We start from the raw sequence: 20,456 nt of genomic DNA on the forward strand, positions 1-20,456 counted from the left end.
ACGGAAGTTGGGATTGGTGCTAAGCTGCTGGTTTAAAAGGATTTTTGGGTTGGTGTGGAGGCGAAGTCTTGGCGTGGGTACTGCAAATTGCGTGCAGCTACAGACTAAATGACAGTCAAGCGGGCCGTGTACCCAAGCCCGTCAAGCCAGCCGCTCTTGTATTGCTGTACGGCTAAAGGCTGGCTCGCCCAGCGCTTTGAGCTGGGCTGGTGAAGGTGGTAGGACAGAGGCGCGCGCTGATGCGACGCACTTAGCGCATCTGAAATGCCTCTTGGTGGAAGTGCTGTGCTGGCATGCCTTGCTGGTTGAGCTCATAGCGTAGCTGCTTGGCGAGGCCATCGGGGCCGCAGAACCAGATGCTGGGCCATTGGCCATTTTGTGGTGCTATGCCGAGCTTGGCCAGCGTGGGGCGGCCGGCTTGGGCGCTGTAATGCACCTTGAGTGTGATCGAGGGCAACTGGCCGCACAGCGCCTGCAGGCGAGGCGCGTAAATGGCATCTTGTGCATCGCGTACGCAATAGTGCAGCGTGGCCGTGGGGGCATCGGCGCCTTGGGTGGCCAGCGCTTCTAGCCACGCTAAAAAGGGCGTAATGCCAATACCGCCGGCAATCCAGACTTGGGGTGTTTCCTGGCTTGCCGCACCAATAAAGCAGCCATATGGCCCCTCAATGCTAACCACGTCACCCACTTGCACTTTGTGCGGCAGCTGGCGGGTAAAGTCGCCCAGCGCTTTGATCGAAAAGCGCAGTGTCTGCGCTGCATTGGGGGCGCTGGCAATCGTGAACGGGTGCGCGCCTTCCCAGCCTGCCAAGCGTAAAAAGGCAAATTGCCCTGGCTGATGCTGCCAAGCCCCGCTAACAGTGCATTCTAGCTCCAGAGTATTGGCGCTGATGGGGGTGACGGCGCTAACGGTAGCGCGGTGCGTGCGCTTGCGGCCAATCTGGCCGCTGAGCGACATCACGGCGCAGGCGGTACCCATCATGGCGGTGACGGCCAGCAGCCAACCCACGGGTTGTAGCCAGTAGCTGTGCGGCATCAAGACTAGGCTGTGCAGCGCCAGCACAATAAAGACCACGGCCAGAATTTTGTGTACCACGCGCCAGATCACATACGGAAAACGCTGCCACAGGGTGATGATCAGCATAATTCCCAGCAGCCAAACCGCCCATTCGCCGAGGTCTTTGGCGGGGTGGCGCAAAGCATCCAGCCAGAATTCCGGCCGTGGGCCGCGCGGTGGGCGGGTAAAAAACTGGTGCAATAGCCCGCCGGATAATTTCAGCAGGTAATGCAGCAAGCCCAGACTAATGGCCAAAATACCGGCCCATTTGTGCAGGCGATACATTTGATCGAGCCCGCCCAGCGGCTTTTCCAGCCAGACCGGGCGCACCGCCAGCAACATAATCAGGCCCATCAGCTCAAATGACAGGATGCCGGTGAGATTCATGCCTTCGCTGCGTAGCCACCACACATCGATTTGCGGTGGTGGATTAAGCCAAATGCTGCCCAGCCAGCTGACAATACTCAGCGCCAATAGCGCAAACAGTGGTTTTTTCATGGCGGGCTCCCACAACACAAACTCGATGTTTTTATCCTACGCCCGCTCATTGCGCTGAATAAATACCCTATTACAACTTCATAAATGGTAATAATCCCCTTGGCGGGGTAAATGAGAATTATCCTTTTTATTCAACTGGGTAAATGTATTTTGCTGCGGGGATTTAGCGGCTAGGTGTATGCTGGGCGGGCGAATAAATTGCGCTGAGGCAAAACATGAAACTGGGCTATACGATCATTTATGTGGCCGATGTACCGGCCGCGCTAGATTTTTACAGCCGCGCCTTTGGTTTGGCCACGCGGTTTGTGCATGAGAGTGAAACTTACGGTGAATTAGCGACCGGCGAGACCACGCTAGCCTTTGCAGCGCATACCTTGGCGGAGCTTAATTTTACCGGCGGGCATGTGGCGGCCGATCAGTCGGCGCAACCCTTGGGGTTTGAAATTGCATTTGTCACAGCCGACGTAGCGGCGGCCTATGCGCAGGCGCTGGCCGCAGGGGCCAGCGAGCTTGCCGCGCCCGTTAGCAAGCCATGGGGACAAACGGTGGCCTATGTGCGTTGCCCATTCGGCGTGGTTGTGGAGCTATGTACGCCGATGGCGGGCTAGGGCAGGGCTGTGGCGCAAGGCTTTGTGGCGCGAAGTCGCCTGATGTGCCAGTTGGTTAAGCGCCGTAATAGTGCCCACTAGCGCTTAGGTTCGACTGGCATCCAGCGCGGCCCGAGCGATGCCATTGCGATACACCACAATGGCTTCCTCATCGCGCTGCGCGTGGCCAACTCAGCGAATGGCTTCAAGGTTATACCTGTGTGGGTATCGCCTTGAAGGTTATTCTCAATAAGCTCCTCAGCGATATACCTTAAGTATTCTTGCCTTCGATCGCTGGCATGGTCAGCGAGTTGGCCGCAAGGGAAGTATGCCGTGTCGGGCGCAAAGCTAGCCGCTGACGCAGATAGCGTTGCATTGGCCGCTCAAAGCCGTGGTAGCTCAGCGTCGCCACCGCGCAGGTCAAGAAGGTAAAGAGCATAATCCCCAGCAACAGCAGGCCGGCACTGGTTTGGCTATACCAGCTGGCCAAGAATGCCGGCGCTAGCCAGTGCAGCACTTCCACCCCCACCAGCAATAGCACGGTATGCCACAGATACACCGCAAACGAGATGTCACCCAGCCAGCGCCCCAGCCGACCATCTAGCAAAGTCTGCAAACCATTGCGGCGCGATTGAATCGCCGCGGTGTAAACCAGCCCGGCAAAGCTCACGATCAGCGCCAAGCTCATGCCGAGGCTAGTTGGTAATTGCAGCAGTACCAGCGGCAGTGCCAGCGCAACCCCCAGTGCCGGATCATTATTCAGCCAATGCTGCGCCACCCGCGAACGCACGGCAGGCAGCAGACATAGGCCCAGTGTGAAACTCGCTAGGCCGCGCGCCACTGCGGGCCAGCCGGTGGTGGCATCCAGCGAGCCCAGTTGGCGGTGCACCATCCCCAGCGCGAGCAAAGCCAGTGCCGCAGCCAGCCAGCGCCAGCCAGCCCGCTGCCGCGTAAGGGGCAACAGGAGCGGAAACAGCAAATAGCACAGCCATTCAATACTGAGCGACCACGACGAGACATTCCAAGACAGACTGTCATTGAACACGCTTTGCAGCAGGAAAAACTGCGAGCCCAGCGCATCCAGCCGGTTAAACGGGCCGGCAAAGGCCGGAATATCGATCATGCCCCAGCTAGCAAATAGCGGCCCGCCGTAATATCCGCGCCCGGCTAAAGCCTTGATACTTTCCCAGCCCAGCAAAATCAGCAGTGTCAGTAAAAACAGCGGGTAAATCCGGCTCAGGCGTAAACCTAAAAACTGCCAGTAGCTCACGCTTTTGCGCGGGCCTTGCAAGCTGTGGGCGTACACATGCGCCAGTACCAGGCCACTGAGAATAAAAAATAAATCGACAAACAGATACGCGTTTTCCAGCAACAAGCTATGGCTGGCGATCAGCTCTTTGGCCTGGGGAAACAGAATCAGTCGGGCATGAAAGAGCATCACCATAATGGCCGCAAGGCCGCGTAGTGAGCTTAATAGGGGTAATTCTTCGCTGTTGGCGAGTTTGGCCTGCATAGTGTGCACTCCTCTCGATCGGAAAAAAGACACGCCCCGCACGGCCAGTGCGCAGGGCCTGCCGGAAAGAGGACTGTATGCTTAATCCTTACGAAAGGAAAATGCCGATATTGGCCGGGTTGGATGGCTCAATAAGGTGCGAATAGCAATGAAAAGGGCTGAAATACGACTGAAATGTAGTGATTGGTAATTAGCTACACTGTGTTGAATTGGTTATTGCTGAGGATTTGTTAGCAAATTGAGATGCTTTGCTAGATTTGTTTACAATAAATTACCGTCGATAATTAATTGCTTGAATTCATGGGTAAAATGCGGCTTCTTTACCAAGCCGCGGCGTGCTGGCTTTTGAATATAGCACGAGAATGAATGTGATTCCGTTCTCGTGTTCTGAATTTGGCGCGATGGCGGCTCAGACTGTCGCACGACAGCTGCACTGAATTCGGGCGAGATTGCACATCGTGTTAGAATTTAATGAAATAGTAATTTAGTTGTGCTGGCTTAAAGCGCGCTGAACAAGACCACAGCGGGTAGCTAGTGTTTCGTGGAGAGAAAGCCTGCGAAGGGTCTGGCTTCAGCTTTGGGTGCTCGCGCACGGCTGTGGCGCAGATGGCTAAGTAAAAACTATTTTCTGACTGGAATAAGCCGCAGTTGCGACCTATTCTGAAAAACGATTTGTTCTGCTCGCTAGGGTGCCGTAATGACGATTAAAGCAAAAGCATGGCTCTTATCCATCGTGGTGATGGTGGCGCTGATAGGGGTCATGGTGGTCGGCCTGTCGACCATGAAAACTGCCGCCAATGAAGACAATAAAGCGCGGATTCAGCAATTGCTGCGCAGTACCTACCTGACGATTGTTGAGCTGGAAAACATGGCTGCTTCGGGCAAGATGAGCGAAGAGCAGGCCAAGGCGATTGCCACCCAGCTGCTGCGGCAAAACAAGTATCACAAGTCTGAATATGTTTATGTTGTGGATGAGAAGCTCAACTTCGTTTCCACCCCGCTCGATCCGCAATTGCACGGCACCAGTTTTAATGAATTTAAAGACGCTCAAGGCAAGAGCGTGGGTGCGCTAGCGGTCGAGGCGCTGCAAAAATCGGGTGGGGCGCTGACCGAATACTGGTGGACTAGCGAGCGCGAAGGCAAGGTGGTCGATCTATTGTCGGTGGCGATTCAAACTCCGCGCTGGCACTGGATTGTGGGTAATGGCGTGAGCTTTGCTGAGGCCGATCAACGCTTCTGGAGCAATGCCCGCTGGCAGGTGGTGATCTGTCTGATCATCTCGGCGGTGGTGGCGATGATCTTGCTGGCCAGTGTGCGCAAGCTACTGGTGCAGTTGGGTGGCGAGCCGGATTATGCAGCCGAAGTCGCGGCAGCGATTTCGCAAGGGGATCTGGGGCGCAAAGTCACGGGCAATTTCCGCCCGGATAGTCTGCTGGGCGCGGTTTCCAGCATGCAAACCAGTTTGCGCGAGATGATTCAGGGTATTCAGCGTGGTGCGGAAGAACTCAAGCACGCGGCCAGCGGCCTGACCCAGCAAATGGAATCCATCAACCAAGCTTCACGCCAATCTTCGGATGCTACGCAATCGAGCGCGGCGGCGATTGAGGAAATGTCGGTCAGCATTGATCATATTTCGCAAAGCGCGCGTGAAACCGAAGCCAATTCTTCCCGCTCGGCGCAGCTGGCCAACGAAGGGGAGGGGCTGGTATCGCAAGCCGCCGGTGAAATTCAGCGTGTAGCAACACAAATCGCCACCGCCTCTGATTTGATTGGCGGGCTGGTTGAACGCTCGCGCGAAATCGACAGTATCGCCAGCGTGATTAAAGAAATTGCCGATCAGACCAATTTGCTGGCACTGAATGCGGCGATTGAAGCGGCCCGTGCCGGCGAGCAAGGCCGCGGGTTTGCGGTGGTGGCCGATGAGGTGCGTAAACTGGCCGAGCGCACGACGCAAGCCACCGGCCAAATTACCCACATGGTGCATGCGGTGCAGTCAGATACCTTGTCGGTCGTGGCGAGCATGGATGAAGCCAAGCCGCAGGTGGAGCGCAGTGTGGAAATGGCCGATCGTGGCGCCGAAACCCTACGCGAAATTAGCAATGGCGCTTCCGAAACGCTGGCGAAAATCCGCGATGTGGCCAATGCCACTTCCGAGCAAAGCATGGCCAGTAGCAGCTTGGCGGTTAATGTGGAGCGCATTACGCATATGGTGGAAGAATCGGCCGAATCTGTCCGCGCGGCCAATGAGAATGTGCGCCGGCTGGAGCAATTGGCCAGCGAGCTGCGCTCGGCGGTGACCCGCTTCCGGCTGTAAGGTGGTTCCGAGCGACAAGATTGGGTCGCAAAAAAAGAGCACCTGCGGGTGCTCTTTTTTATGCTGAATTGCCCGCTTGCTGGGCCGTACTAATTTAGGCCCGTATGCCCTTTAGCCCATCCACAAGCGCCCTTGCCAGGTGTTTTGCCGCACGAGCTCCGCACTGAGTAGCCGCCCTAGCTCTTCTTGCCGGACTGACCAATTGGGCGCGAGGCGCAAACGGGGCGGTACTTCGCTGCCCAAGCGCTGTAGCGCCAGATCAGGGCGCATCCGCTCCAGAAATTCCACCAGTAATTGCAAATATTCGTCCTGCTCCAATAGTGGCACGCTGAGCGGATTGCGGCGCCATTGGTTGGCCAGCTGCGTGCCTTTCACCACCTGCAGCTGGTGCAGTTTCAGCGCAGCAAGGGGGAGGCGCGATAAACGTGTAGCGCCGGCCAGCATGCTGGCGCGGCTTTCGCCAGGTAGCCCCAGCATCAGATGGGCGCTGACGGTGAGGCCGCGTGCGGCGGCGCGCTCAATGGCATCTACGCTGCAGGCATAATCATGCCCGCGCTTAACGCGGTGCAGTGCTGCATCCGAAGTGGATTCCACGCCGATTTCCAGCTCGATGGTCACGCTATGTGCCAGCTCGGCCAGCAAATCTAGGGTGGCATCGGGTAGGCAATCGGGGCGGGTGCCGATCACCAGTCCGCTGATGCGCGGGTGAGCCAGCGCATGTTGATAAGCCGCCCGCAAGGCGGCTTGTGGTGCGTAGGTGTTGCTATACGCCTGAAAATACGCCAGCCACTGCCGAGTGCGCGGATAGCGTCTCTGCAGAAACTCCAGCCCGGTATCGATCTGAGCGTAAAGATTATCAAGGTGTTCAGTCACATACCCTGGGGTAAACCCACGGTTATTACAGAATGTGCAGCCCCCAACCCCGAGCCGGCCATCCCGATTGGGGCAGCTAAAGCCGGCCGCGACCGAGATCTTTTGCACCCGTCCGCCCGCTTTGGCGCGCACTAGATCATGCCAGGCCAGATAGCGGCGCTCGTGCAGCAAGGGGGGAATTAAATCGTGCATCATGGATCGCCCAAAACAATGCTGCTTTATACCCGCGCCAGTGGGCGGCCATCTTGATCTGCGGCAGCTGCGCAGCCCGGCTGCGACAATCAGTATCAGTTCAGTATCAGGCTGGCGCGATCACTTGCTGCGCGTGCGCGGATCACGGAAGGTCACGACTAAACCTAGACCAACAGCACAGGGAGCGTGGCATGCACAGCACATCAGTAGCAATCATCGGGGGCGGGGTATCGGGGCTGGGCGCCGCCTACTATCTGTGTCAAACCGTGCAGCGCAATGGCCGGCCATTGCACATTCGCCTCTTCGAACAAAAAAACCAGCTGGGCGGCAATGCCGATACCGTGGTGGTGCAGCTGGGCGCATTGCAAACGGGGGCGGGTCAGGCGGTGCCGTATTTTCGCTGGGCCGATCTGGGGGTGAATGATGTCAACCTCACGGCCTATCAACGGCTGAAGGCTGTAATGGAGCAGATCGGTTTTCTGGATAATATGAAGCCGCTGCAAGACACCGAAAGCTATGCCAGTAGCGATTTGCGCGTGGCGCTCACCGACGATAAATACCTGTGCGATGGCGTGAGCGACCCCGCTTTTAACCTTGCCGCGGCCGATCAGGGCCGCTTGGCGCTGCTGATTCAGGTGGTGCATCGCACGGCGCTCAATACGCTGTCGGAATTCGAGCAGCAGGCGCAAGATCGGCTGGATTACACCGTCGGGCGCTTTTTTCAGGATTGCCTCGATGACCCGCAGGCGCTGCTGAGTAAAGCCGCGCAAGAGCTAAAAATCAAGCTCGATTGGGCCGACCCGACCCTGCCAGCACGGCTGCAGCGCGTGCGCGATGAAATCTACTATCCGCGTATTTCGGCGATGTATTTCACCGACGATCAGGGCCCGGCCGGCATGCCGCTGCAAGCGCCGTTTGAATACTACCGCGTGCAGGAAGGCGGTAATGAGGCTCCGGATCGGCGCTATTTTGATCATGGCTCGCAAACCTGGCTGGAGGCGCTGGCGGCATTTTTGCTGGCGCAAAATGGCCCGCACTTTCGCTTTGAGCTAGTGACGGGGGCGGCGGCTACGGTGCGGGTGGCGCAGCCCGGGCAGGCGATGGTGCACGTAGGCGAAAAGGCGATACCCGCCGATTGGGTGGTAATGGCCACGCATGCCGATGATGCCTTAAAAGGCCTGAGTTTTGGCGATACCCTGCATCAGTATGGCCGGCAAATCAAATTAATACTTGGCTCAGTGCGCTATACCCGTAGCTATGCAGTAGCGCATACCCACGCGGCGCGCTTGCCGGCCAATCGCGCGCTGTGGCGTACTTACAATATTCATGTGCGTGATGCCGGCGATTCGCTGTTTCCGTACCGGATTGATTACGTGGCCAACTTGCACCAGAACGACCCGCTCAACCCCCGCTATGATCGGGCGGGCCTGCCGCAATTTTTTGTCTCGCTGGTCGACGATCTGAATCTGATTCCGCGCCAGCATATGCTCGATCGGGTGCTCGATTCGGCGTCGATTCCGGCCGAAATGCTGGCCGCCTTGCCGCAAGCCACTCGCCGCCAGCTGGAAGGGATTCTGGAGCCGAGCGCCTACCGGGTTAGCGATCCGGCCAATGATTTGCAGCAAAAAGCCTGGACCACCTTTAAGCACAATGTGCTCGATGCTCAGTGCATCCGCGCGCAGCGGGCAATGCTGGCCCACAATCAGCGCGTGGCGGCACAGCTAGAGCATGGCCAGCGCCCCGCCGTGCCGGTGCTTTTTAGCGGCGGCTGGACGCACGGGGCGGGTTTGCAGGAGCAATGCTTGGCGCAGGCCGAATTAATTGCGCAGTGGCTCAGCCCGCTGCTGCGCTAAAGGCGGCTGCGGCGCCCGCCTAAACGGCGCTGAGCTCGGTATGCAGGCGGGGTAGCACCCCTGCCAGCCCCAGCTGCGCGCCGCGTTGCTGCAGGCTGGCCAGCTGTGGGCTATGGCCTTGTTCGCCGTGCTGCACATAGGCCTCGAGCAGCGCAACATGGTGATCGACCCACGGGCAAGGGTCGCGGCTAGACAGCATGGCCAGTGCGCGGATATGCGTCTGTGCCGCTGCCCATTCCCCGGCCAAAATGCAGCTTTCGGCCGCGGCTACGCGGAAACGGTAAGCATTGTGGCCGACACAACCGGCAGCCAGCAGCGCTTCGCCCTGTGCTAGCGCGTCTTCGCGCACCAGCGCACGTTCATCCAGCAGGGCCAGGGTGCCCAAGACCCAAGGGCCAATAAACTGTTGCAGCCGAAAGCGCTCGACCTGCTGCCAGGCTTGCTGGATCAAATGCCGGGCCTGATCGGTTTGCCCTTGCAGATAGCGAATACGGGCCAGGCTTTCCAGTAAAAACGGCTCAAACCGGCCGGCTCCAATCTGCCGCGCCACGGCGAGGCCTTGTTCGATCTGCTGCTCGGCTTCGCTCAGCCGCAGCAAAGACAGCAGCGCCCAGCCCGCCGTGAGCCGCGAAACGACTTCGGCGCGGCGATTGCCCACCGAGCGACCCAGCTCGGCGGCGGCCAGCGCGTCATCCAGCGCGGGTACGGTTTCATTGGCATACAGGCGTACCGTACCGAGCATAAAACGATTGGCGGCTTCGGTATCGGCAAAGCCATATTGCTCGCACAGCGCCAAGCAGGCGCGGATTGCCTCGGCGGCTTTGCTCATCCAGCCTTCGACATAATACGAGTCGCCAATGCCGCCCAGCGCCTTGGCTTCAATCGCCAGCGCGCCGGCTTGGCGGGCGAAATCCAGCGCCGCCTGATGCTGGGCGCGGCAGCGGGCGAAATCGCCACGAGGGAAGTACAGATTGCCTTTCAGATAGCTCAGCTCTGCGGCGCGGCGATAGTCCTGCGCGGTGAGCGCGGCGGGCAGGTATTCATCCAGCAGCTGCTCTTCGGCGGCAAGCTCATCCAGTAGATTGAGCGTTTGCGCGAGCCCCACCACGGCTTCGAGCACTTGGCTGATCTGCTGGGCATGCTGCTTGGCCGCTTGAAAACAGATGCGCGCTTCCTGCGTGAGGCCCAGCTTGCTGGCGGCCTGGGCGCGCAGCAGATTGAGTGTGCACAGATCGGGGCTGACATAATCGATGGCCAAGGCCCGCTGGGTGAGCTCGAAGGCTTGTTCATACAGTTGGCGCTGCAGTTTGTCTTCAATGGCCCGCACAAAGGCTTGCGGCGCCTGTGGATGGCGGGCTTTGAGCAAGTGCTGGGCTTGCAGCGCCAGATCGCGCGGGGCGTAGTAATCGGCGATGCGGGCATGAATATGCTCGCGCTGTGCGCTGATCATCGATTCGTAAATGCCGCGCAAAATCAGATCATGAATAAACACCAAATACCCTGGGGAGGTAGTGCGCATCAGATAATGCCGGATCGGCATTTCTGGCGTATACCCCTCGTCATTGAGTAGCTCGCGCAGCATGCTTAATTCAATTTGCGCGCCAGCTGCGGCAGCTACCCGCAGGGCCTGCCGATCGGTGGGGGTGAATTGATCCATCTTGGTTTGGATCAGGTGTTTCACGCTATCGGGTAGCACCCGGCTGCGGCCGCTGCGCAGCAGCAGGCTAAGAAACAGTGGATGCCCCTGCGCCTGGCTAATACATTGCTGGCGATAGGTGGCATCTACCTGACTGAATTGCTGCGCCATGGTGGCGGCTTCGGCGGGCCGCAGCGGGGCTAAATCCAGCTGGGTGAGCGGCAGGCCCAGTAGCTGCGGGCGCAGGTAATGTTCGAGCGGGTCTTGCTCGAAGCGCGACGTGAGTAGCCAGATAATCGGCGCTTCATCAACCAGATTCAGCAGCGGCAGCAAAAGCTCGAATAGCGCGGGCGTGGCCCAGTGCAGATCTTCAAGCGTGAGTAAGAGCGGGCGCAAAATGGCCTGCCGCAGCAAGAGCTCGCGCAAACCGGCCACCTGATGCTGCAAACGGCTGGCTTGGGTCATGGCGCTGTACAGCGTGGCCTGTTCGGCGCTGAGCGTTTCGCCCAGCAGCATGCGCAAGCACAGCGCGGCCTCGGGCGCGAGGATTTGCAGCGGCAAAGGCGTGGTTTTGCTGGCCTGCGCAAGCAAGCTGCACAGCAGTTCGCGCAGTGCATTCAGGCCACTATCATCACCAAAATCGAGCACCGCGCCTTGCCAGCTATGCAGGCCTTGGCTGGCTGCCAGCTCCTGACATTCGGCCACCAGCCGGCTTTTGCCGATGCCGGCCACGCCGCGCACATACAAGATATGCCCAATCTGATCCTGACGGGTGTAATCCAGAATCGACTTCACCTGCTGCATTTCCAGATAGCGGCCACACAGCGGCAGCAAGGCCTCATGGGCCGAATCGACGTAGCCGTTGAGCCATTCCCAGCCGGGCTCGGCGGCGCTTAAGGTGTAATCCTGACTCAAAAGGGCGCTTAGGCCTGTTTTCAGGCGGATGCCACTGGCGGTGGTGGCTGGCTGTGGCCACCAGTGCGAGCCATCGGCGGGCAGCGGCCAGGCCGTGAGCCCCAACTGCAGGCTGACTTGGGCGCCCAGTTGCTGCTGGATCAATTCGGCGCAGCGCACCGCGCGCTGGGCATCGCTGCGATAAGCGCAGGGCAGGCCAAATACCGCCCGCCAGGCGTTGGCGGTTTGCGCGGCGGCGGTGCCGCCAAATTGCTGCACTAGCTCGGTTAATTGTTGCTGCTCGGCCGTGCTGAGCGGGCCATTCAGTTGCAGGCAGACCACATCGCGCTGCTCATGAAACGCGATTTCGGGGGCGCTGCGGGTTGTGGGGCTGTGCGAGCTGGGTGCGTTGGCGGGGGCAAGTGGGCTGGCTAGTAGTTCTTCCAGCGTCACACTGTAAAAGCTCGCCAAATGCCGGGCGGTGCGGTAGAGCACGGGTTTGAGCGTTTCTGCCCGCTTGATCGAGGCAATCGATACACACAGCCGTTGCTCGAAGCAGCGCTGGGCCAAGGCTTCTTGGCTGAGGCCGCTTTGCCGGCGCAGCTGTTTCAGGCGCTCTGAGTCGAGCACGACACGACCGTCGGAGAGAGGGCTGGATTCTTGCACTGGCTGCGACATGCAATTCTCGATTCAGTAAGGCGGAGCAATCAGGTAGGGCTGGCGTTGGCGCCATGCAAGCCAGATAATAACGCGCATTCGTTCGCCAATCGTTCGCTAGGATCTCTGGAGCCCCGATGTCGCTTGTTCATGCTGCGCCTGTTCAGCTGTCTTTATTAGGTCGTTGCCGGCTGGCAGCGCCGGGGCAGCCGGCGCAAGACCCGTTTCCGTATGACAAGGTGCGTGCTTTGCTGGCGTATCTGCTGTTGGAGCGTGAGCGTAGCCATCCCCGCGAGGCCTTGGCCGAGCTTTTGTGGCCACAGGTCAGTGCCGAAACTGCGCGCAATAATCTGCGCCGCACCTTGCATGATTTGCGCCGGGTGCTGGCGCCGTGGCCAGCGTTAAGCGATGGCTTGCAGATTAACCGCCGGGAGCTGGCTTGGGCGAGCAACGCGGCGGTGGAGTGCGATGTCTGGCGCTTAATGCAACCGGTGTTGCCGGCGGACTTACCGGCGGCGGCCACCGCGCGCCTGGCCGCACCAGTGGCGCCACTGTTGGCGGGGCTGGTGCTGAGCGACGCGCCCGAGTTCGAGCGCTGGTTGCAAATCTGGCGCCAGCGTTGCTGGCGGCAACGCCAGCAAGTGCAGCAGCAGCTCAGTGATTATTACTTGGCCGCCGGCGAGCAAAGCGCGGCGATTGAGAGCCTTTTGGCTGAGGTGGCGCTAGAGCCACTGCATGAGCGGCCCTATCCGGCCTTGTTCACCGCCTTGCTGGCCGAGGGGCGTCGCGCCGAAGCGGCGACGCTGTACGAGCAGCTATGCCTGCGCCTGCAGCAGGAATGCGGGCAAAGCCCAAGTGCAGAATTAGCCGCGCTGTATGCTCGCTTGAGTGCCGCCCCGCAGCTAGCGCCGGCGCTCGCTTTACCCAGCGCGGCCACCGGTCCGGCCGAGCGGCGCGCGGTGTATGTGCTGGCCGTACAGATCGAGCTGCGCCCCGGCATGGCCGCCACAGAGCGGCTGGATGTGCTGGGGATGCTGCATGAAAACCTACTCGAAAGGCTGCAGCAGCAAGGCGCATATTGCTGGCCACGCGCTTTGGGGCAGGTACTGGCCTACTGGGGGTATCCGTTGGCGAGCGAGAAAATGCATGATCTAGCGCTCGATACCGCCTTGGGTATTCGTAGCTGGCTGGCGCAACAGCCGGCCTGGGCCTTGCGCCAGGCCATTCATCAGGGCTGGATGCTGTCGGATCCGCGCTATCCGTGGCCCGATGCCAGCGGGCAGATCAGCCGCGAAGCCGAAGCCGGCGTGGTGCTGGCCGAGCCGGGCGAGATTTTGCTTACGCCGCAAGTCTTGGCGCAGGGGGAAGGGGCGTATTTATATAGCGCGCGCCTCAGCCGCGGCGGGCGGGATTTTTATTCGCTCAGTGCGGCGCTACTGGGCTTGCAGCGGCAGGAAGGGCCGCTGATCGGGCGGGACATTGAGCTCGCGACACTGCGGCGGCATTGGCAATCGGCCAGCGCGGGCCGGGTGAATGCCGTGCTGGTGCAGGGTGAGGCGGGCATTGGTAAATCGCGTTTACTCCGGGCGCTAATGGCCGAGGTGGCGCAGGGCGGCGGGCAGGTGCGGATATTGCGCTGTAGCCAGGAGCTCGTGCATGCGCCTTACCATCCGGTGATTCAGCTGTTGCAGCAGCAATTGGCGGCGCTGGGGCCGGCCAGTGATTCGGCGGAAGTGCAATATGCGCGGCTAAGCCAATGGCTGGCACCACCGGGCAGCCAGCTGCAGCTGCATTTACCGGCACTGGGCGATTTACTCGGGCTGTTACCGGCGCCGGCGGTACCCCGCCCAGCCTTGCAGGCGCGCCGTGAAATCGAAGCCGCCTTGCTGGCCTTGGCACAAATGCTGGCTCAGCGCGGGCCTTTGTTGCTGGTGGTGGAAGATGTGCACTGGCTAGATCCATCCACCGCTGAGGTGCTGCAAAAACTCCTCATGCTGCGCAAAACGCCCATTTTGCTGGTGCTGAGTGCCCGCCCGCCGGTGACGTTGCCGTTTACTTTGCCGAGCTTGACGCTCGCGCCGCTCACGGCTGAGGAAGCGCTAGCGCTGGCCCGGCAATGGAGCCCCGCCGAGCTGAGCGCCACTGAGCTCACTGCTGTGCTCGCGCAGGCCGAGGGCGTGCCGCTGTTTGTGGAAGAAATGAGTAAAGCCCTGGCGCAAGGCCCGCGTGCCGGCTTGCCTGTCTCGTTGTGGGGGCTGCTGGCGAGCCGGCTAGAGCCCTTTGCCGAGGCGCGCCAAGTGCTGCAGGCCGGTGCGGTGCTGGGGCGGCAATTTAGCCATGCGCAATTACAGGCGGTCTGGCGCGGGGAAGCCACTGTGTTGGCCACCGCCTGCCAGACCTTGGTGCAGGCGGGGATTTGGTTGGCTGCCGATGGGCAATATCGCTTTCATCATGCCTTGCTGCGCGATGCTGCCTACCAGATGCTGCCACCCTTGGAGGCGCAGCATTGGCATTTGCGGGTGGCGCAAGCGCTGGCCGCGCAGCCCTTGCGGCGCGTGGCGCAATGGGAACAGCTGGCCCAGCATCAGCTGGCGGCGGGACAAAAGCTAGCTGCCGCCGAGGGGTTTTTGCGCGCCGGGCGGCTGGCGGCCGAGCAGTCGGCCAATCAGGAGGCGGTGGCCTTATTGCGCGCCGGGCTCGCCGCGGTGGCCGATTGGGCGGCACCGAGCGCGCAGCTGGTGCAGATTAATCTAATCGCTGCACTGGCGTCGATTTTGCAAACCCTGCAGGGGTATGGCTCGGAAGAGGCTAAATCTTATTACGCTCAGGCCTATACCCTTATTAATCAGCTGGATGCACAAGAGGCCTTGTTCCCGGTGGTGTGGGGCTTATGGTTGGGCGGGCGCGCCAGTGCGCCGGGAGCCGCGCCGCTGGAATTGGCCCACAAGCTGGCCGAAATTGCGGCGCTGAGCGACGATCCGGCGCAAACCATGCAGGTGCACTATGCCTATGGCAATAATTATTTCTGGCTGGGGCGCTATGCCGAAGCGGCCGAACACCTGCAGGCCGCGCTGGCGATTGGCGAAGATCTGTCGCCGTTTGCGCTGATTAACCGCTTTGGCGAAGACACCAATATTTCGGCGCGGGCCTTTCTGGCCTGGGTGTACTGGTTTCAGGGTGATGCATCTGCGGCGGAGGGCTGCATGCAGCAAGCGCTGCGCGAAGCGGCGGAGTTGCAACACGCGCATACCCAGTGTTTTGCGCTGACCTTTGCCGCCATGCTGCAGCGCTTTGCGCAGGCGCCGGCGGCGACGGAGGCGCTGTGTGCCGAGCTGATGGCGCTAGCGCAACCACAGGGTTTGTCATTGTGGCTGGCGGCGGGCTTTGCGCTGCAGGGCTGGGCGCGGGCAATGCAGGGGGATGCCGCCGCGCTGGAACAGGTGGCCTTGAGCCTCGCCGAAGCGCGTAAGGCCATGTCGGGTATCGAGCCGACATTTGCCGGCTTTTTGATCGAGGCGCTGTTGCACGCCGGGGCGGAGCGCGCAGCCGAGCTTGAGCTACAGCGCTGGATGGCGCTCGCCGGTCAGTTGCAAGATGTGTATTACCTGCCAGAGGCGTGGCGCTGGCAAGCGCAGCTGCACCAGCGGCGCGGCGATACGGTCGCCGCAAAAGCTGCAATGCGGCAAGCGCTGGCTGTGGCGGCAGGGCAGGGCAGCGTGGCCTTGTTGCAGCGCGCGCAGCAGCAGGCACAAGAGTGGGGCTGGGCCGAGCTGGTGGCTGAAAGTCGCACGCCGGCCGGCTAGTTGCCCAGCGGCCATTGGGTGGCAGAACTACGGCGCCGAGCTTAGCCTGCGCATCTGATACCAAACTCAGCCAGCGCCCTCATGCCAGCTTGCGTACGCTGCACTACCACTTGCCTAGCCGGGCAAGGGTGTTTGCCGGAGGTGCTGCATGTCGGAAGTGTATTATCTGTATTACCTGTCCACCGAACAGAGCTTGGGTGAAACCCTGAGCCCGGATGCTTTTCGCCAGCCCTTGGCCGAGGTGCTCGCCGCTTTGGTGCAGTTACAGCTATACAGTACCCAGCTACAGGCACAGCCCAGCCTCTGGAGCGAGTGCCGCGATGCGGTGCTGGGCCGGCAGTTGTATCACCAGCAAAACGCCATGCAGCGCAATGCCGATATTTATCTGCAGGTCTTGCAGCCCAAATTACAGCGCCTGCTGCAGCGGGTGGGGCTGTTTGCCCAACAATTTCAGGCCCAGCAGCACACGCTGGCCGATTGCTCGGCCACGCTACTGAGCCAGCCTAAAAATCGCAGCCGTTTTTTAAGCTGCCTGTATGAGCTGGAGCAAGTGGCGCAGGCCAATCATGCCGAGGTGCAGACCTTTACCCAATATCTGGCCGGCTATGTGTATGCGGTGAATGATCAGCAAGCCGGCTTGGCACAATTTGCGGCGCAATATCGGCGCCAGTGGCCGGTGAGCTTGCCGCTGGCGACTCAGACCGTGGCGCAGCTAACGTTGCGCCAGCAAGCCATCCGGCAAGATCTAGCCGCGATGGCGCGCTCGTCGCTGACGGTGGGCGGCGCGGTGATTGCACTGGTAATCAATCAGCTGGTGAGCTTGCCGGGTGAGCAAGGGCCGGTGCAGCTCTTGGGCGCAGCTGCGACAGTGGGCTTGGGCAGCATGGGGGAATTAAATGCCAGCGCGATGCAGCTGGCGGCCAATAGCAGTCAGCTGGCGCAACACTATCAAACCCTGTGGCCACTGCACCCCGATCAGGTCTTGCTGCATGCGCTGGAAAACCAGCTGCATAATCTGCAGCATGCGGTAACCCAGCTGCATGAACACGCCCGCCAGCTGGATCAGGCGTGGCTGGCCTTACGGCAGTGCTTCCGCGATTTTCGTGGGCAAGCCGAAGGGCTCAACAGCATTTACGATGTACTGAAAGTTGATAGCTCGCTGCGTGCGGCCACTCAAGATTGGCTGCATCTGGATCACACCTTGCAGGCCATGCAGCAGCAGGCCCAAAGCCTGAAACCTGTCTTGCCCGCGCGCCAACGGCCCGCCGCGCTGGTGGCGTAATCGACCGCAGCCAAGTGTGGCGCAGCCTCGGCCACGCTATGGTAAATCCACCACTGACGCGGCCCTTGGCTCAGGTTACAATCGGCTGATTGTGTTGTGAAGCCGAGAGTTGCGTGTCTGAGTCTGCGCCTGATTTATTGCCCGATTTGTTGCAGCTATTGCGCCAGAGTCGTCATGGCTCGTTGGGCACGCATTCGCATGCCATGCCCGGCTATCCACATGTGTCGTGGCTACCACTGGTGCCCGCGCCCAATGGGATGCCGATTGTGGTGATAAGCGAGCTGGCCGAGCACACCCAGAATGTCCGCCATCATCCAGCCGTGAGTTTCCTGTTGCACGAAGGCGAGATGGCCTTGAGCAAAGCGCGCGCCACCGTACTGGGGCAGTTGCGCCCGCTGGCGGCCGAGCCCTTGGTGCTGGCGCGGCTGAAGCGCTATGCGCCGGGGCTGGTGAAATATCTGGCACTGGGGGATTTTGCGCTGTGGCAGCTTGAGTTCGTGCGGGCACGCTATATCGCCGGCTTTGGTAAAATGGGCTGGGTAGAAGCAGCCGATTGGGCGCGCCACTATGTGCTGCCGCTCGAAGCCGAGGCCACCCTGCTGCAGGATTTTGCCGCGCATTGCCCTGCCGAGACGGAGCTGGTTGGGATCGATGCGCAGGGCCTTGATCTACGCCGGGGCGACACCCTGATGCGTTACCCTTTTGCGCAGGCTGGCCAAGATCTGGCCGCCGTGACGCAGCAATTACAGTTTTTACTGCAAGGATTAGCCAAGCAATGAATACCACGCGGGTTTTGTTTGTTGAAGACGATGCCGATCTGGCCGAGCTGATTGGCGGCTTTTTGCGCTCGTTTGAATTCACGGTAGATGTCCTGGCCGATGGGCTGGGCGTGATCGACAGTGTGAAAAGCAATCCGCCCGAGCTGATCTTGCTCGACATTATGTTGCCCGGCAAAGATGGCCTCACGCTGTGCCGCGAACTGCGCGAGTTTTACGCCGGCCCGATTATTTTGCTGACCTCGCTCAATAGCGATATGAATCAGATTCTGGGCTTTGAAATCGGCGCGACCGATTACGTGGTGAAAACCACGCCGCCGTCGGTGTTGCTGGCGCGCATTCGCGCCCATCTGCGCACGGCGGGGCAAAAGGGGGCGGATCTCTTGGCCAATGCGCCGGCCAAAGAGCAATCGGTGCTCAATTTTGGCAAGCTGCAGATCGATTTGCGCAATCGCAGCGCCAAATACCGCAATGCGCCGATGGGGCTCTCTACGTCGGATTTTGATTTGCTGTGGGAGCTGGCGAGCCACGCGGGCGAGATCCTCACCCGTGATCATTTGCTGAAGAAATTGCGCGGCATTGAATACGATGGGCTTGATCGCAGTATGGATGTGGCGATTTCCCGTCTGCGTAAAAAACTGGATGATGATCCGCTGGATCCGCAAAAAATCAAAACCATCCGCAACAAGGGGTATCTCTTCGCAGCCGATATTTGGTGGCAGGAAGACTGATATACCCGGGGATGTATCTATAAATGGCCCACTGTTGTTGCAGCTGGGCCTTTTTCTCGCCCGGCTTGGGTGATGTTTGGGAAGCTTGCTGATGCGCCAAGTGTTTATTCGCTTCTACCTGACGGTGGTGTTGTGTTTTCTGCTCTCCTCGCTGCTGATTGGCGGGTTTTACAAGCAGATGATCGAGCGCACCAACCAGCGCTATTTGAGCGATATGTTCCTCTCGACCGTATCGCTGATCGAAAAAGAGCTGGGCGATCTGCCGCCGTCCATGTGGCATGACGAAGCCTCGCGCCTGCGCGGCAAGCTGCCGGTGCCGGTGGATATCGAAGCACTGAATGCGTATTCGCTCTCGGAAGAAAACCAAACCGCGCTACAGCGCGGCGATATTATTTTGCTGAAAGACCGCGGCCTGTATCTGCACCGCATTCACCAGACCCAACAAATGGTGGTGCTGGGGCCGATTTCATTTCTGGAATCGCTGGAAGGTATTTCATGGATGGATATCGTGGCGCTGGTGCTGATGTGTCTGGCGCTGGGGATTCCGACTTGGCTGTGGCTGCGGCCTTTCTGGCGTGACCTGATTCAGGTGATTCGTCAGAGCCGGCGGCTGGGGGCGGGCGATTTTACCGTGCGGGTGAGCCTTGAAGACAGCTCGCCGCTGGCGGCGCTGGGCTCCAATTTCAACCGCATGGCGCACGATATTGAAGAGCTCACCGCTTCGCGCCGCGCGATGATCGATGCGGTCTCGCATGATTTGCGCACGCCATTGGCGCGCTTGCGTTACCGTTTAGAGGCGATCAAAGCCGGCGCCAATAGCGCCTCGCAGGTGGAAGCCATCGAGCGTGATCTGGGGCAGATTGATCAGCTGATTGATGAATGGCTGACAATGTCGAGCCTAGATAGCCCGCAATTACGGATGGAAGCCCAGCCACTGGAAGTCATGCCGTGGCTGCAGCGCTTGCTGGCTGAATACGCCTTGGATGGCACGATGCCTAAATTGCACAACCTCACCGGCACCCCCAGTCCGCTGCTCGACGTTGATAGTTATTACTTCGGCCGCGCGGTAGGCAATGTGCTCTCGAATGCCCGCCGCTATGGCGGCAAGGAAATCGAGCTGACGTTGCTGTGGCAGGACGGCACCGCGGTGCTGCACATCGATGACAATGGCGAAGGTATTCCGCAAGAAGATCGCGCGCGCCTACTGCAGCCGTTTACCCGGCTGGAAGGCAGTCGCAACATAGCCACCGGTGGCTTTGGCTTGGGGCTGGCGATTGTGGCGATGATTATGCGCGGGCATGGTGGCGCGGTGAGTATTCTGGATGCGCCCAGTGGTGGTGCGCGCCTGAGTTTAAGCTGGCCTACGCCGCTGCGCGTGGCCGAGTAAAGGGGCGGTTTTCAGTCGAGCGGGACTGTATTGCTGCCTTTCGTAGCGCACTGTAGCTTTACTACGTACTTTCGGTTACACAATCACACCAAGCCTGCATCGCCAGCCGCGATGGCGAGTCGCATAATCCGCGTCGTTAAAGGTATTCAATGCCGAATACCGCGAAAAGAATTTTTGTGGAGTTTTGAAGATGAACAAGATCGCTGCTGGCGTTATCGCTACCGTATTTGCTGCTGCTTCAGTTTTCGCAGTAGCTGCTCCTGCTAAGAAAGCCTCTGCGGCTTCTGTAGCTTCTGCTGCTCAAAAAGCTCAAGCTAAAAAAGCTTCAGCTGCTTCTGTAGCGTCTAAAGCTTCTGCTGCTCAAAAAGCTCAAGCTAAAAAAGCTTCAGCTGCTTCTGTAGCG

The 20,456-nt window shown here is 59.8% G+C and carries 13 protein-coding genes; 9 read left to right on the plus strand and 4 right to left on the minus strand.

Going from position 1 to position 20,456, the window contains the following annotated elements:
• Nucleotides 1-250: 250 nt before the first annotated feature.
• Complete coding sequence (locus tag QV747_RS16045; protein WP_273432593.1) at nucleotides 251-1,555, minus strand: ferric reductase-like transmembrane domain-containing protein; 1,305 nt, start codon at nucleotides 1,553-1,555, stop codon at nucleotides 251-253.
• Nucleotides 1,556-1,770: 215 nt separating this feature from the next.
• On the opposite strand from QV747_RS16045, the gene QV747_RS16050 reads away from it, so the two are divergent.
• Nucleotides 1,771-2,163, plus strand: a complete 393-nt coding sequence (locus QV747_RS16050; RefSeq protein ID WP_273432594.1) for a VOC family protein — start codon at nucleotides 1,771-1,773, stop codon at nucleotides 2,161-2,163.
• Between the two features lie 250 nt (nucleotides 2,164-2,413).
• On the opposite strand, the gene QV747_RS16055 is transcribed toward QV747_RS16050, so the two are convergent.
• Nucleotides 2,414-3,655 carry an acyltransferase gene (locus QV747_RS16055; protein WP_273432595.1) on the minus strand — a complete coding sequence of 414 codons (1,242 nt, stop codon included), beginning with the start codon at nucleotides 3,653-3,655 and terminating at the stop codon, nucleotides 2,414-2,416.
• A 697-nt stretch (nucleotides 3,656-4,352) separates the two neighbouring features.
• Between QV747_RS16055 and QV747_RS16060 the strand changes: the two genes are divergently transcribed.
• On the plus strand, nucleotides 4,353-5,969 hold the full coding sequence (locus QV747_RS16060; RefSeq protein ID WP_051258950.1) for a methyl-accepting chemotaxis protein: 1,617 nt from the start codon (nucleotides 4,353-4,355) through the stop codon (nucleotides 5,967-5,969).
• A 111-nt stretch (nucleotides 5,970-6,080) separates the two neighbouring features.
• Here QV747_RS16060 and QV747_RS16065 read toward each other — a convergent pair whose 3' ends face one another.
• On the minus strand, nucleotides 6,081-7,037 hold the full coding sequence (locus QV747_RS16065) for a TIGR01212 family radical SAM protein (protein ID WP_288791561.1): 957 nt from the start codon (nucleotides 7,035-7,037) through the stop codon (nucleotides 6,081-6,083).
• Between the two features lie 188 nt (nucleotides 7,038-7,225).
• On the opposite strand from QV747_RS16065, the gene QV747_RS16070 reads away from it, so the two are divergent.
• Nucleotides 7,226-8,887, plus strand: coding sequence for an NAD(P)-binding protein (locus QV747_RS16070; RefSeq protein WP_273432597.1), 1,662 nt, complete (start codon nucleotides 7,226-7,228; stop codon nucleotides 8,885-8,887).
• Between the two features lie 19 nt (nucleotides 8,888-8,906).
• On the opposite strand, the gene QV747_RS16075 is transcribed toward QV747_RS16070, so the two are convergent.
• A complete protein-coding gene (locus tag QV747_RS16075; protein ID WP_047391665.1) occupies nucleotides 8,907-12,095 on the minus strand; it encodes an AAA family ATPase in 3,189 nt (1,062 codons plus the stop codon).
• 116 nt (nucleotides 12,096-12,211) lie between these two features.
• Between QV747_RS16075 and QV747_RS16080 the strand changes: the two genes are divergently transcribed.
• The 6 genes from QV747_RS16080 to QV747_RS16105 form a co-directional block, all read left to right on the plus strand.
• Nucleotides 12,212-15,877 (plus strand): AAA family ATPase, encoded by a 3,666-nt coding sequence (locus QV747_RS16080; protein ID WP_273432598.1) that lies wholly within the window; start codon nucleotides 12,212-12,214, stop codon nucleotides 15,875-15,877.
• Nucleotides 15,878-16,025: 148 nt separating this feature from the next.
• Nucleotides 16,026-17,159 (plus strand): HBL/NHE enterotoxin family protein, encoded by a 1,134-nt coding sequence (locus QV747_RS16085; RefSeq protein ID WP_273432599.1) that lies wholly within the window; start codon nucleotides 16,026-16,028, stop codon nucleotides 17,157-17,159.
• Between the two features lie 113 nt (nucleotides 17,160-17,272).
• Nucleotides 17,273-17,938: a HugZ family protein gene (locus QV747_RS16090; RefSeq protein ID WP_273432600.1), complete on the plus strand. Its 666-nt coding sequence runs from the start codon at nucleotides 17,273-17,275 to the stop codon at nucleotides 17,936-17,938.
• Nucleotides 17,935-18,666, plus strand: a complete 732-nt coding sequence (gene rstA / locus QV747_RS16095; protein WP_028450080.1) for a two-component system response regulator RstA — start codon at nucleotides 17,935-17,937, stop codon at nucleotides 18,664-18,666. Before QV747_RS16090 ends, rstA begins: the two co-directional genes overlap by 4 nt.
• A gap of 91 nt (nucleotides 18,667-18,757) precedes the next feature.
• A complete protein-coding gene (locus QV747_RS16100) occupies nucleotides 18,758-20,053 on the plus strand; it encodes an ATP-binding protein (protein WP_273432601.1) in 1,296 nt (431 codons plus the stop codon).
• Between the two features lie 190 nt (nucleotides 20,054-20,243).
• Nucleotides 20,244-20,456: hypothetical protein (locus QV747_RS16105; RefSeq protein WP_273432602.1), on the plus strand; the 213-nt coding region annotated here is incomplete at its 3' end.

It is taken from the genome of uncultured Chitinibacter sp. (assembly GCF_945957625.1).
GTDB lineage: Bacteria > Pseudomonadota > Gammaproteobacteria > Burkholderiales > Chitinibacteraceae > Chitinibacter > Chitinibacter tainanensis.